At 73.6% G+C, this 11,496-nt stretch carries 15 protein-coding genes and 1 pseudogene; 9 read left to right on the forward strand and 7 right to left on the reverse strand.

Annotated features, from left to right (window positions below; genetic code table 11):
- Positions 1 to 46 precede the first annotated feature (46 nt).
- Positions 47 to 541, reverse strand: coding sequence for an Lrp/AsnC family transcriptional regulator (locus ACFV18_RS02530; RefSeq protein ID WP_380478413.1), 495 nt, complete (start codon positions 539 to 541; stop codon positions 47 to 49).
- A gap of 105 nt (positions 542 to 646) precedes the next feature.
- On the opposite strand from ACFV18_RS02530, the gene ACFV18_RS02535 reads away from it, so the two are divergent.
- The 4 genes from ACFV18_RS02535 (at position 647) to ACFV18_RS02550 (ending at position 4,048) form a co-directional block, all read left to right on the forward strand.
- Entirely contained in the window at positions 647 to 1,942 is a 1,296-nt protein-coding gene (locus tag ACFV18_RS02535; protein ID WP_380478415.1) for an APC family permease, read from the forward strand.
- 153 nt (positions 1,943 to 2,095) lie between these two features.
- A complete protein-coding gene (locus ACFV18_RS02540) occupies positions 2,096 to 3,034 on the forward strand; it encodes an aldo/keto reductase (RefSeq protein WP_380478417.1) in 939 nt (312 codons plus the stop codon).
- A gap of 388 nt (positions 3,035 to 3,422) precedes the next feature.
- Positions 3,423 to 3,665 carry a hypothetical protein gene (locus ACFV18_RS02545; RefSeq protein WP_380478419.1) on the forward strand — a complete coding sequence of 81 codons (243 nt, stop codon included), beginning with the start codon at positions 3,423 to 3,425 and terminating at the stop codon, positions 3,663 to 3,665.
- The gene (locus tag ACFV18_RS02550; RefSeq protein ID WP_380478421.1) at positions 3,662 to 4,048 is read left to right on the forward strand and encodes a hypothetical protein; all 387 of its coding nucleotides are present in this window, start codon (positions 3,662 to 3,664) and stop codon (positions 4,046 to 4,048) included. The genes ACFV18_RS02545 and ACFV18_RS02550 overlap by 4 nt, the downstream gene beginning before the upstream one ends.
- Before the next feature lie 414 nt (positions 4,049 to 4,462).
- Here the strand turns inward: ACFV18_RS02550 and ACFV18_RS02555 are convergent, their stop codons facing one another.
- Complete coding sequence (locus tag ACFV18_RS02555) at positions 4,463 to 5,149, reverse strand: hypothetical protein (protein ID WP_380478423.1); 687 nt, start codon at positions 5,147 to 5,149, stop codon at positions 4,463 to 4,465.
- 109 nt (positions 5,150 to 5,258) lie between these two features.
- On the opposite strand from ACFV18_RS02555, the gene ACFV18_RS02560 reads away from it, so the two are divergent.
- The 3 genes from ACFV18_RS02560 to ACFV18_RS02570 all read left to right on the forward strand — a co-directional run bounded on the left by ACFV18_RS02560 (position 5,259) and on the right by ACFV18_RS02570 (position 6,564).
- A complete protein-coding gene (locus ACFV18_RS02560) occupies positions 5,259 to 5,693 on the forward strand; it encodes an Hsp20/alpha crystallin family protein (protein ID WP_380478425.1) in 435 nt (144 codons plus the stop codon).
- A gap of 130 nt (positions 5,694 to 5,823) precedes the next feature.
- Positions 5,824 to 6,117, forward strand: coding sequence for an STAS domain-containing protein (locus ACFV18_RS02565; protein WP_380478426.1), 294 nt, complete (start codon positions 5,824 to 5,826; stop codon positions 6,115 to 6,117).
- Between the two features lie 42 nt (positions 6,118 to 6,159).
- Positions 6,160 to 6,564 carry a DUF2267 domain-containing protein gene (locus tag ACFV18_RS02570; protein ID WP_380478428.1) on the forward strand — a complete coding sequence of 135 codons (405 nt, stop codon included), beginning with the start codon at positions 6,160 to 6,162 and terminating at the stop codon, positions 6,562 to 6,564.
- A gap of 42 nt (positions 6,565 to 6,606) precedes the next feature.
- On the opposite strand, the gene ACFV18_RS02575 is transcribed toward ACFV18_RS02570, so the two are convergent.
- Entirely contained in the window at positions 6,607 to 7,437 is an 831-nt protein-coding gene (locus ACFV18_RS02575; protein WP_380478430.1) for an oxidoreductase, read from the reverse strand.
- A 93-nt stretch (positions 7,438 to 7,530) separates the two neighbouring features.
- On the opposite strand from ACFV18_RS02575, the gene ACFV18_RS02580 reads away from it, so the two are divergent.
- On the forward strand, positions 7,531 to 8,139 hold the full coding sequence (locus ACFV18_RS02580; RefSeq protein WP_380478432.1) for a TetR/AcrR family transcriptional regulator: 609 nt from the start codon (positions 7,531 to 7,533) through the stop codon (positions 8,137 to 8,139).
- A gap of 7 nt (positions 8,140 to 8,146) precedes the next feature.
- Here ACFV18_RS02580 and ACFV18_RS02585 read toward each other — a convergent pair.
- The 3 genes and pseudogenes from ACFV18_RS02585 to ACFV18_RS02595 all read right to left on the reverse strand — a co-directional run.
- Positions 8,147 to 8,317 (reverse strand): annotated as a pseudogene (locus tag ACFV18_RS02585) (methyltransferase); the annotation flags it as partial.
- 80 nt (positions 8,318 to 8,397) lie between these two features.
- Positions 8,398 to 8,841, reverse strand: coding sequence for a hypothetical protein (locus tag ACFV18_RS02590; RefSeq protein ID WP_380478434.1), 444 nt, complete (start codon positions 8,839 to 8,841; stop codon positions 8,398 to 8,400).
- Positions 8,838 to 9,287, reverse strand: a complete 450-nt coding sequence (locus tag ACFV18_RS02595) for a MarR family winged helix-turn-helix transcriptional regulator (RefSeq protein WP_380478436.1) — start codon at positions 9,285 to 9,287, stop codon at positions 8,838 to 8,840. The genes ACFV18_RS02590 and ACFV18_RS02595 overlap by 4 nt, the downstream gene beginning before the upstream one ends.
- A 162-nt stretch (positions 9,288 to 9,449) precedes the next feature.
- Here ACFV18_RS02595 and ACFV18_RS02600 point away from each other — a divergent pair, with 162 nt between their 5' ends.
- A complete protein-coding gene (locus tag ACFV18_RS02600; protein ID WP_380478438.1) occupies positions 9,450 to 10,112 on the forward strand; it encodes a DUF6193 family natural product biosynthesis protein in 663 nt (220 codons plus the stop codon).
- Positions 10,113 to 10,162: 50 nt separating this feature from the next.
- On the opposite strand, the gene ACFV18_RS02605 is transcribed toward ACFV18_RS02600, so the two are convergent.
- Positions 10,163 to 11,470, reverse strand: a complete 1,308-nt coding sequence (locus ACFV18_RS02605) for an SUKH-4 family immunity protein (protein WP_380478440.1) — start codon at positions 11,468 to 11,470, stop codon at positions 10,163 to 10,165.
- Between the last annotated feature and the right edge of the window lie 26 nt (positions 11,471 to 11,496).

Here is an 11,496-nt window from a genome sequence, read left to right on the forward strand (position 1 = left end):
CCGTTCACCGCCCTCGGGCCGCCGTTCACCGCCCTCGGGCCGCCGTTCACCGCCCTCGGGTGGCCGGCCAGCGGTCGAGCGGGAGCGGGCCCCGGGAGCGGATGGTGCGGATCGCGAAGGTGGAGCGGGCGTCGCGGACCGGTCCGATCGCCAGGATCTCGTCCAGCAGCACCAGTTCGTAGGTGGCCAGGTCCGGCACGGCGATCTCGACCAGGAAGTCGGCCTCGCCGGAGACCACGTGGCAGGCGACCACGGAGGGGATCTCGGTCAGCCGCTGCTCGATCTGCCGCGAGGTCTCCCGCGAGTGCTGCTCCACCCGCAGTGAGACGAACACCGTCAGGCCCAACCCGACGCGCTCCCGGTCGAGTTCGGCCCGGTACCCGGCGATCACCCCGTCCGCCTCCAGCGCCTTGGTGCGGCGCAGCGCGGAGGACGGGGAGAGCCGGACGGCCTCGGCGAGATCGACGTTGGCGGTGCGGCCGTGGCGCTGGAGGTGCTCCAGGATGGCACGGTCGATGCGGTCGTACTGCTGGCTCGGCATGATGTGCACCCTAGTGGCCGCCTCGCGGTGGATTCTGCCGTTCCGGGCATCCCGCACGGCGAAATTCGCCAGCGCGTGCCGCGCGATCGGGGCCACAATCGCCGCATGTCCGAGAAGAGCACCGAAGCCCGCTCCTACCTGTCCACGGCCGGCGCGTCCGCGCTGTACATCGGGGCCCTGCTGGGCCCGAGCCTGTTGCTGCTCCCCGCGCTGGCCGCCCGCGCGGCCGGTCCCGCCTCGCTGCTGGTGTGGCTGGCCCTGCTGGTGCTGTCGGGGCTGATAGCCGTGGTGTTCTGCGCGCTGGGCACCCGCATCGGCTCGACCGGCGGTGTCGCCGGGTACACCGCCGCGGGCCTCGGCGAGCGCGCGGGGCGGGCGGCCGCCTGGTGCTTCCTGGCGGGCGTGGTGGCGGGCGCGCCGGTGGTCTGCCTGATCGGCGGCAGTTACGCGGCGGCGGCGATCGGCGCGGGCGAGTCGGCGGCGGTACCGGCCGGGCTGGTGCTGCTCGGCCTGGTGCTGACGGTCCGGCTGGTGGGGGTGCGCACCGGCGCGAAGCTCCAACTGGTGCTGGTGTCCGTGCTGGTGGCCCTGGTGCTGTTCGCGATGCTCGGCTCCGCGCCGTCCGCCAGGGCCGCCAACTGGACGCCGTTCCTGCCGTACGGTTGGGCGGGCGTGGCGCGCGCCGCACCGCCGCTGATGTTCGCCTTCGTCGGCTGGGAGGCCGCGGCCTCGCTGACCACCCGGCTGCGCGACCCGCGCCGGCAGCTGCGCCTGGTGGTGCTGATCGCCTTCGTGGTGACGTCGCTGCTCTGCCTCGGCCTGGGCGCGGCCACCGTTGCGGTGCTCGGCCCCGGCGCGGGCGGCGCCGTCCCGCTGGCGGACCTGATGCGTGCCGCGATCGGCGACGGCGGCCGGATCCTCGCCGTCGGAGCGGCTCTCGTCCTCACCCTCGCCGCCACCAACACCTACCTGACGGGCGCCGCCGAACTCACCGAGGCCCTGCTGCCGCCCACCCCCAGCCCCGGCCGGCGCGGCTCGTACGCGGTACTGGCGGTCACCGCACTGACCGGCGGCCCGCTGATCGCCCTGGTCGGCTCGGGCGTCCTGACGACGGACCAGTTGGTGGCCGTGCCGACGGCGCTCTTCCTCTCCGTCTACCTGGCCTGCACGGCCGCCGCGATCCGGGTTCTGGACGGACTGCCCCGGCTGGCGGCGATGGTGTGCTGCCCGGCCGTCCTCGCCCTGGTCCTGGGCACCGGTTGGCCCGTCCTCGCGGTCGTCGCGGTCGCCCTGGCGGCGGCGTTCCTCCCCGGGCGGCGCCCGGCAACGGCTGCCCCGGCCCCGGACCGCCCCGAACTCGCGGAAGGAACAGTGACTTTGGCTTCCCACGAGGGTCGTTGAGCTGACGGCTGGGCCGGCCGGCTGCTAGAATCCCGACCGTCAACTGAGCCTTCTCGGCGCGGATTCCGATCCGCCGGGGAGGCTTTTTTCATGCCCGGATCCGGGCCCGCGCGCCCGACCACCGCTTCCCCACTGCCCAGGGAGACCCCTGCCATGAGCCCACACACCACCGCACCCGCACCCGCACCCGCACCCGCACCCGCACCCGCACCCGCCGGTACCTGGCGGCTCGGCGACCGGACCGTCAACCGCCTCGGCTTCGGCACGATGCGGCTGACCGGCACCGCGCCGTTCCACGGCGGTGTGCCGCGCGATCGGGAACGGTCGATCGGCGTGCTCCGGCGGGCGGTCGAGCTCGGCGTGAACCACATCGACACCGCCGCGTTCTACTTCTCGGCGACGCGCTCCGCCAACGAGTTGATCAACCGGGCGCTGGCGCCCTACCCGGAGGAGCTGGTCATCAGCACCAAGGTCTGGCCGGGCCGCGACCCCTCGGGCGCCTGGTGGTGGGCCGACCCGGCGCAGCTGCGCGGTCAGGTCGAGGAGAACCTGCGTCAACTCGGGCGCGAGCACCTGGATGTGGTGAACCTGCGGGTGCCGCCGAGCCGTCGCACCGGCTCGATCGGCGAGCACTTCGGCGCCCTGGCCGAGCTGCACGAGGCCGGCCTCGTCCGGCACCTCGGCGTCTCCCACGTCACCGCCGAGCAGCTCGCCGAGGCCCGCGCCATCGCGCCGGTCGTCTGCGTGCAGAACCCCTTCGGGATCGGCGCGTCCGACGAGGACCGGACGATGGTGCGGCTCTGCGGTCAACTCGGCATCGCCTTCGTGCCGTTCTTCACGATCGCCGGCGCCAGGCGCGAGTCGGGTCCGGATGCCGAGGAGCACGGGGCCGTGCGCGAGGTCGCCCGTGCGCGCGGTGCGTCCGTCGCCCAGGTACGGCTGGCCTGGACCTTGCAGCAGGGGCCGCACGTGCTGGCCATCCCGGGCACGGGCGATCCGGATCACCTCACCGAGAACATGGCCTCCGGCGCGCTGCGGCTCTCGTCCGACGAACTCTCACAACTCAACTCGGTGAACTTCGCGTCGAACTGACGGTCCGTCATCGCTCGGACATTCCGCCCGGGGCGGTGGGTGTTTCACCGCCCCGTGGGGTTTGGGCGGTGACGGGTGTCGGACAGGGTGGCGGCGGCCGGAGGATCTTGCCATGGACCCCGCCCCGGGCGCGTTCCCACCGCCCGTCCCCCCTTTCCCGCATCTGCCGTGGCCATCACCGCACCCACATCCGCACCCGCCACCCTGGCACTGCCCGTCCCCCAGCCCCACGCCCCCTCCCACGCCCACTCCGACCCCCGCTCCCCCGTCGCACCCCGCCCCGACGCCGAGCCCGACGCCGACCCCGACACCCGCCCCGACTCCGACAGCGGCCGCCCCGGCGCCGCACACGCCGACGCCCCGTCAGTCCCCGCCTGCCAAGCCGAAGGTGCCCGCACACCACGCACCGGCCCCGGTCGCCGTCGCGCCGTCCCCGTCGGCCGTCCAGGCGCGTCCCACCCTCACCCCCTCGACGACGGTCGCCGCGCCACCGCCGGTGGCCGCGCCGGCCGCCCCGGCGGCGATCGAGCCGTCGGTGTGGGCGACCGTGCTGATGCTCACCGTCCTGCTGCCGGCGGCGCTCGCCGCGCTGGCCGGGCAGGCTCTCGCGTTCTCCAGGAGGAACCGATGAATCCCTCTCCGCTGCTCGGTGCGCTGGCCGCGATGACGCTCGCCGTCGGCGCGCTCGCGATGGCCCACCGGCTCCGCCCGAGGACGCCGGAGGGCGAGCCACCACCGGACCCGCACCCCGCGCTGGGCGCGATCGGCTCCGGACTGCTGTCCGGGTTCACCCTGCTGACGGGGTTCCTGATCGCCACCGGCTGGGCCGCGCACAGCACCGGCATCGTCCCGCCGGACGGCCTGTACCTGGCGGACCTGGCGGCGGGCGGCGCGGTGCTGCTGTACCCGTCGCTGGCGGGCCTGCCGTTCACGCCCCGGTACGTGACGGCGGTCTGCCTGTTCGGCCTGCTGGTCGGCTATGTGATGGTGACGGCCGTCCAACTGCGGCCCTGAACACGGGAATCCCGCCCCACCGGGCGGGCCCCGAAGGCAGACTCCACGCACCACCAACTGCCCTCGCGCCGACCCGCGTTGAAGCTCGCTTCCGCTCCGACCAGCACCCTTCGCTCGCCTTCCGGGCCTTCGGGGCCCACACCGCCCGTCTGCGACTTCCACCGAATCACCATGGGCCGGTGCCGGAGCGGGCGCGTACGGTTGTCCCGGCACGTGCAGCGGCCTGGGGAGGGGCGAGCGATGCGCACTGCGGCCAGCAGGGGCTGTCCGCGATGGTGGCGCAGGGCGTCGAGCCGGGCGAGGTGGTGGTCGCGGGCGGCGTTGACGGTGCTCGTGGTGGCGGCTACTCGTGCTTCGAGGTCGTCGATCCCGTCCAGGAGGTCCTGCCTACGCCTTTCGGCGACGGCGACAGGGTCAGGCGCGGCGTCGGTCGCTGTCATCGCGGAGCTGGGTGGTGCGGTGGGTGAGGGCGTCGAGGCGGGTGGCGAGGTCGCTCTGGCCGGTGCCGAGATGGGGGCGGATGGCGGCGAGGTGCTCTATGAGGTCGGCGGGGTCGGTGGCGCCGAGGGCTGCGGTCAGGGCGGCCTGGGCGGGGCGGGCGTCGGGGGCGAGTGCGGCCGTGGTGATCTGGGCGGCGAGGACCCGCAGCTCGGCGGCGTTGTCGCGGGCCCAGGCGGTGACCGTCCGGTCGGCGGCCCGCCGGTCGCGGACGGCCTTGACGCGTTCCGCGCCGGTACCGGACCGCGTTGTGCCCTTGGCGGGTTTGAGGCGCAGGTAGCGGTTCTCGGCGGCCTGGCGGCTGGCGACGCCCATGGGCCGGGCGAGGTCGGCCCAGGTGGCACCGGCCTCGCGGGCGGTCTCCACCAGGCCGGCTTCCCAGCCGGCGAGCTGGCCGCGTAGTTCGCGCAGCAGGACGAGTGCGGCCAGGGCCTGCTCGGGGCCTCCGTGCTCGTCAGGGGTGGTCGGGGGCCGGGACGCGGGATTCTGGGCGGTGCGGACGGCATCGTCGATGGCGGCCAGCGCGGCCGCGGCTGCCAGGAACGAGGCGGGCTCGACCGGCGGGGAGGCGTCGGGGGCGGCTCTGCGGGACTTCTCGCTCATGCAGTCACTCTATAGGCGACAACACGACTTGTCATCGGATGGATGACGCGCTAGAAAGGAATCAGGTGAAGCGCACTGGCACCCATTCGATCAGTGGAGGTGTTTCGCGATGCTGCTGCGCACTGACCCGTTCCGCGAGTTGGACCGGCTGACCCAGCAGTTCCTCAACACGACCGGCACATGGTCGCGTCCGACGCCGATGCCGTTGGACGCCTACCGGGCCGGCGACGAGTACGTGATCTGCTTCGACCTGCCGGGAGTTGACCCGGAGGCGATCGACATCGACGTCGAGCGGAACATGGTGACCGTCAAGGCCGAGCGCCGCCCGCGCCAGGAAGGCGAGGACGTGAAGTGGGAGTTGTCCGAGCGCCCGCTCGGCGTGTTCTCCCGCCAGGTCATGCTCTCCGACACCCTCGACCCCGCCGGGATCACCGCCGACTACGACGCCGGGGTGCTGACCCTGAAGATCCCGGTCGCGGAGAAGGCGAAGCCCCGCAAGGTCGCGATCAGCCACAGCGGAAGCCGCAAACAGATCCAGGCCTGACGCGTTCCCCGATGCCGTTCCGGCCGCCCGTGATCTCTCCCCCCTCGATCGAAAGGGGCGGCCGGAACACCCCTCGACCGCCGGGCCGGCCTCGCCCGGACCGGCCTACCCGCAGCGACGCGGAAACGCCATGAACGGCGAGAGCAACGAACCCTTCACCGTGCGGTTGACCGGCGAGATCGACCTCGACTCCGCACCCTCGCTGGGCCGTGCTCTGGCCACCGCGCTCGAGTCGCACCGGGAGGTGGTGCTGGATCTGTCGAAGGTGACGTTCATGGATTGCGCGGGCCTGGGCGCCCTGGTCCGGGCCCGCAACCAGGCCGACCGGTGCGGTGCCCACCTGGTCCTGCGGGGGGCCGGGCGCTGCGTGGTGCGGCTGCTCAGGCTGACGGGCCTGCACCGGCGCCTGGCCGTCGAGCCCTGACTGGCGGCGTGCCGGGCAGGCCGGGACGGAGGGAGAACCGCGATGACGCTTCGATGGGAGGCGTTCCTGGAGGAGGTCCAGGAACGCGGTGAGTACGACACCCCGCAGGAGGCCGAGCGGGTCGCCCGGGTCGTCCTGGCCCTGCTCGGCGCCCACCTGGTCGGTGAGGTGCGGGCCGAACTGGCCGCCCGCCTGCCGGAGATCATGGCCCTGATCCTGCTCAACCCGCTGCAGGCCGCCGAGCCCCTCAGCGCCGAGCGGTTCGTGCGCGCGACCGCGGCCTGGATCGAGGGCGCCACCGAGGCCACGGCCCTGTGGGACATCGGCGCCGTCCTGTCCACGCTGGCCGACGCCGCCGGCGACGACCTCACCGGGCGCGTCCTGCTCCAGCTGCCGCCCGGCTACGCCCTGCTGTTCGGCCGCCCGACCGCAGGCGAACGACCCTGATTCGACAGCACCTTGCGGGCCTCGACGACTTTCCCGGGTGGTTCAGCGCGGTAGGCCGACGGCGCGGGAGATGACGGCGTCGAAGGCACGGTCGGGCAGGAGGCGGCGCAGGGCGATGAGGGGGCGGGCGCCGAAGCCGGTGGCGTAGCGGGTCCTGGGGCGGCGGGCGGTGACGGCCCTTCCGATGGCGTCGGCGATGACGCCGGGCGGGGAGTTGCGCTTCGCGTTGGCTTCGGAGCGCAGGGAGGAGGCCACGGCGGCGGCCTGGGTGGCGTAGGCGCCGTCGGCGGAGGACTTCTTCAGCCTGTCGGCGGCGATGGCGCCCCATTCGGTGGCGATACCGCCGGGCTCGATGACGACGACGTCGATGCCGAAGGGCTTGGCTTCCAGGCGCAGGCAGTCGCTGAGGGCTTCGAGGGCGAATTTGGTGCCGTGGTACCAGCCGCCGAGCGGGGTGTAGATCTTGCCGCCCATCGAGGTGACGTTGACGACGGTGCCGGAGCGCTGGGCGCGCATGTGGGGCAGGACGAGCTGGGTGAGGCGGACCGCGCCGAAGACGTTGACCTCGAACTGGTGGCGGGCCTCGTCCAGGGGCACGTCCTCGAGGGCGCCGTAAGAGCCGTAGCCGGCGATGTTGGCCAGCACGTCGATCCCGCCGGTCTCCGCGATGATCTTGTCGATGCCGGTCCGCATGGAGGCGTCGTCGGTGACGTCCATGGTCAGCGGGCGGATGCCGCGGTCGGCGAGTTCGGCCAGGCGGTCGGCGCGGCGGGCGGCCCCGTAGACGGTGTGGCCGAGCTCGTGGAGCTTCAACGCGGTGGCCTCACCGATGCCGGAGGAGGCACCGGTGACAAGGGCGATCTTGGCGGGCATGGCGGGAGTCCTCACACGTAAGATGAACCGTGGTTCACCATCCATCCTGAACCTTGGTTCCCTTCATGCAAGTGGAAGGGCAGGCGAGTCCCCGTGACCCAGGCCAGGGCACCGCGCGCCGACGCGGTGCGCAATCGAAGGAAGATTCTCGCCGCCGCCGGTGAGCAGATCACCCAGCACGGCCCCGAGGTCGGCATGGACGAGATAGCCGCCGCGGCGGGTGTGGCCGTGGGCACTCTGTACCGGCACTTCCTCACCAAGACGGACCTCGTCGCCGCCGTCGTCGCCGAGTACGTCGCCCGTGTCGCCGACGACGCCGAAGCCGTGCTCGCCCGCGTCGCCGACGGAGCCCGGGCCGCGGACGAGCTGACCGCCTTCCTCGGCCGCGTCATCGAAAAGTCCGTAACCGACCGCGCCGTGAAGGCGGCCGCCCGGACGCTGGGCGCGGAGCCGGGCGACCGCGCCGACGAGGACCGTGCCGGCGCCGCCCTCGCCGCACTCATCCGAGCAGGCCAGGCCGACGGCGACATCCACCCGGACGTCACCGTCGGTGACATCTACCTGCTGCTCTCCACCGCCCCCACCGATCAACCACCCGCAGCCCGGGCCCGTTGGCTCGCCCTGGTCGCCCCCGGGCTGACCGCCAGAGCCCGGCCGGCAGGCAGCTGCAGGCCGTCGGCGCCGGGGTTGCCGCGTGCGTGAGCCGTGGTCAACCGCCGGCCAGACGCCACAGCGATGTGACCTCCGCAGCGCGGGCAGCGTGGAGGGGGTCGGTGCGGTCCGAAGCCCGCGGATGTTGCGGCCTGGTGTCGATTTTGTCCACCACGTGCAGGCCCGCCGCTTCGATGGCGGTCAGCAACTCGCGACGCGTCCTGAGCCCGCTGCCGATCGCGGCGGGAGCGCCGGCCGCCCCCGCAGGCCGACCGGTCCGGCAGGCAGGGCCGAGGGGCGACCCGCGCTTCAGCCGCCGGCCTGGCGCCAGGGGAACGGAGCGAGGTCCGGTTCGACCCAGCCGGTCCTGGCCGGGTCGCTTGTCAGCGTCGAGGACCGGTAGAAGCGGGTGAGCAAGTTCTTGTCGAGCAGTGTGGGGTGCTGGTCGGCGAAGGCGTCGAAGTCGGCGGTGTCCGACTGCTCGGCATGGTGGCCCACCAGTTCGACCCAGGCCCGGCTGACGGTGGCGTTGTACTTCTGCGGGGCCCCCGCGTCGCGGGCGGTGCGCCGGATGCCGTCGCTGACCAGCTCGACCGCCGCACTGGTGCCGTGGTGTCGGACGGCCAGCCAGGTCAGTTGGATGTGCTGGCGGTGCCCGAAGCGCTCGGCGGTCGCCATCACCTCCCCCAGCAACTCGGCGAACGGCGAGGACTCCCCCTCCGCGCTGTGCGCGCCGTGGTGGTGCGTGGTCATGAGCTCTCCTTGACGAGCGCGTCAAGGACGGCGTGGAAGCCGGCGACCGCTTCGGCGGGCAGGCCGTCCAGTGCGCGGTTCTCGATCTCGGCCAGGGACTGGGTGATGGCAGCGGCCGCCGCGCGCCCGGAGTCGGTCAGCTCGATGAGCACCGAACGGCGGTCGCCGGCGCGGGTACCGCGGGTGATGTGGCCGCGGCGTTCCAGCCGGTCCAGCACGCTGGTGAGCGTCGTGGGGCGGGTGCCGACCGCGGCCCCCAGCTGGGAGACGGTACGGCCCCGACCGTCGGCGAGGTTGGCCAGCGCGTTGATCTCGGAGGCGGTCAGGTCGAGGTCGACGAGTTCGGTGGCGATCAGGTGCAAGGTGGCGTGGGTCGCGCGTTGCAGGGCCAGCAGCGCGGACCGACCCGGTGATACGGATTCGGACTTCACGGACTCGGACTTCACGGTTTCGGATAGTACGATATCGGAATACTTGGCGGCAAGCCGCTCACGGTGACGCTCGGATCAAGTGTGAGACAGCGCCAGAAGATGGGGACCCGGCAGATCCGGGCAACAACTGCCCAGTCCGCCAGGCACGTTCGCACCCGCGCCCCTACACTGCGCGCCATGACCGACACACCCGCCACTGCCGACTTCAGGGCCGTTCTCGATCAAATCGCCGCCGACCAGGGGCTGGCACTGCCCGCGCCGGAGAGGTTCGGCCCCGCCTACGCCAACTTCCATGACGCGGCGACCGGCGACCGGGCGTGGATCCGGGACTGGACTCCGGACGCGGGGCCGTCCGTCTCACTGGCCCGCGGCGGAGTGACGCTCGCCAACGGACACGCCCCGGACCTCGTGGCGGCGGTGCGCGCGGTGGTGGCCTGGCTGGCGGGCGCCGACCTGGCGGCGGCGCGAGCGGCCACGCCGTTCCTGGTCGTGCACGACTGGGCGTTCGCCCACGAAAGCGAGCCGTTGGACGAGGCGGAGCTGGTCTGGCGTCAGCGGCTGGGCCGGTTCGACACCCAGGCACCCCACTACCAACCGCCCGGCTACCGGGCGCTGTTCGAGGCGGCGTTCGCCGAGCCGAGGCTGCGCCGACTGACGCCGGTGACCAGTCACTTCACGCTGTGGTTCTCCGCCACACCGAAGTACCCGTACCAGCCGGTCGGCCGGACGGCCATCGAGCCCCTGCGCGACGGGACCTTCCTGGTCAGCGACGCGGGCCCGGCCGCCACCGCCGAAGAAGCCGTCGCGCTCGCGGTGGCGACCCTGCCGCCGGGGTACTGACGCCGGGGCACTGACGGGCAGGGCAATGACGCCGGGGTACTGACGGTCGCTCAGAGCAGGCCGTCCCACAGCTGCTCGACGATGACGGCCCACCAGTTCTCCGGGTCGCCGAACACCGTGCCGTCGAGCGCGGCCAGTTCGCGCTGGAAGGCGTCCACGGCGAGCCCGGCGACCTGCGGGTCGAGGCCGCGCAGGGCGGGGTGGCGGGTGGCGAGCAGGGAGAGGCAGCGCAGGTATGCGGCGAGGTCGGTGTTGAGGTAGCGGCCGGTGCCGGTGTCGGGGTCGACGGCCCAGATCCGGCCGATGCCCGCACCGGTGCCGGTGCCGCCGTCGCCGCACTGGACGGCGATCAGTGCGTGGCCGTCGTCGCCGAGGACCAGGTAGGAGGCGAGCAGGGCGCGGGTCCGCTCGGGCACGCGGGCGCCGCGGCCGGTCGCGGCCAGGTGCGCGGCGACCGAGGGCAGCCCGGGGCGGTGGTGGAAGAACCCGGGGACCTCGGCGGGCAGCCCGGCCTCGGCCAACGTGGCCGCGGTGGCGGCGGGTGCGGCGGGTGCGGGGCCGTCGGCGGGCGCGGCGCCGGTGACGCGGTGGATCCGCTCGGCGCCGAACTGCGCGTCCAGCCGGGCGCCGAGTTCGCGGTCGCTCTCGGGGGCGGCGGCGGGCACGGCACGCGGGAACGGGATCCGGTTGGGACGCGGCGGGGCGGGGCGCCCGGCCCGCCTGAAGGTGGCCTCGGTGGCGTCGGTGAGGGCGCGGACGGCGGCGGCCCGGCGGTCGTAGCGCGGGCCGTACGCGTGGCCGAAGTCGAAGGTGGCGTTGGGGAGTTCGGCGAGCAGCACGGGCGCGCAGTAGCCGCCGGGCAGTTCGCAGGGCCGCAGGTCGGTGTAGACGGACAGCACGTCCTCGGGGCGGACGCCCTGCTGCTGGAGGGTGCGCCAGGCGCGGACCTCGGGGTGTCCGGCGCCGGGGGTGGAGAGCTGGAACAGGCTCTGCTGCTCGCCGGCGGCGTCCCGGTAGGTGAGGACGACGGAGGTGCCGGGGCCGACCACCGGCGGGCGGGACGGGTCGTAACTGCCCGCGCCGAGCTTGTCGCGGTAGAGCTGGACGACCTCCTCGACGGGCACCGACGGCCAGTGGGTGAGTTCGCCGGTCTCCCGGTCGACCACGGCGCAGGCGGTGCCGATCTCGGCGGGGGCGCGGCGTTCGCCGACGGGCCGGTCGGGTTCGGCGTCGGGGATCGGCCAGAGCACCCAGCCGAGGTCGAACTCGTGCACGCCGATCCGGTGCCACTGCTCCTCGGGCCGGGCGCCGTTGATCCACTGGTGGGCCGTCTCGATGGCCTGTTCGCGGGTCGTCACGCGGTCGTTCTCCTTCGGAGCCGGTT

The organism is Kitasatospora sp. NPDC059673 (genome assembly GCF_042734215.1).
Lineage (GTDB): Bacteria > Actinomycetota > Actinomycetes > Streptomycetales > Streptomycetaceae > Kitasatospora.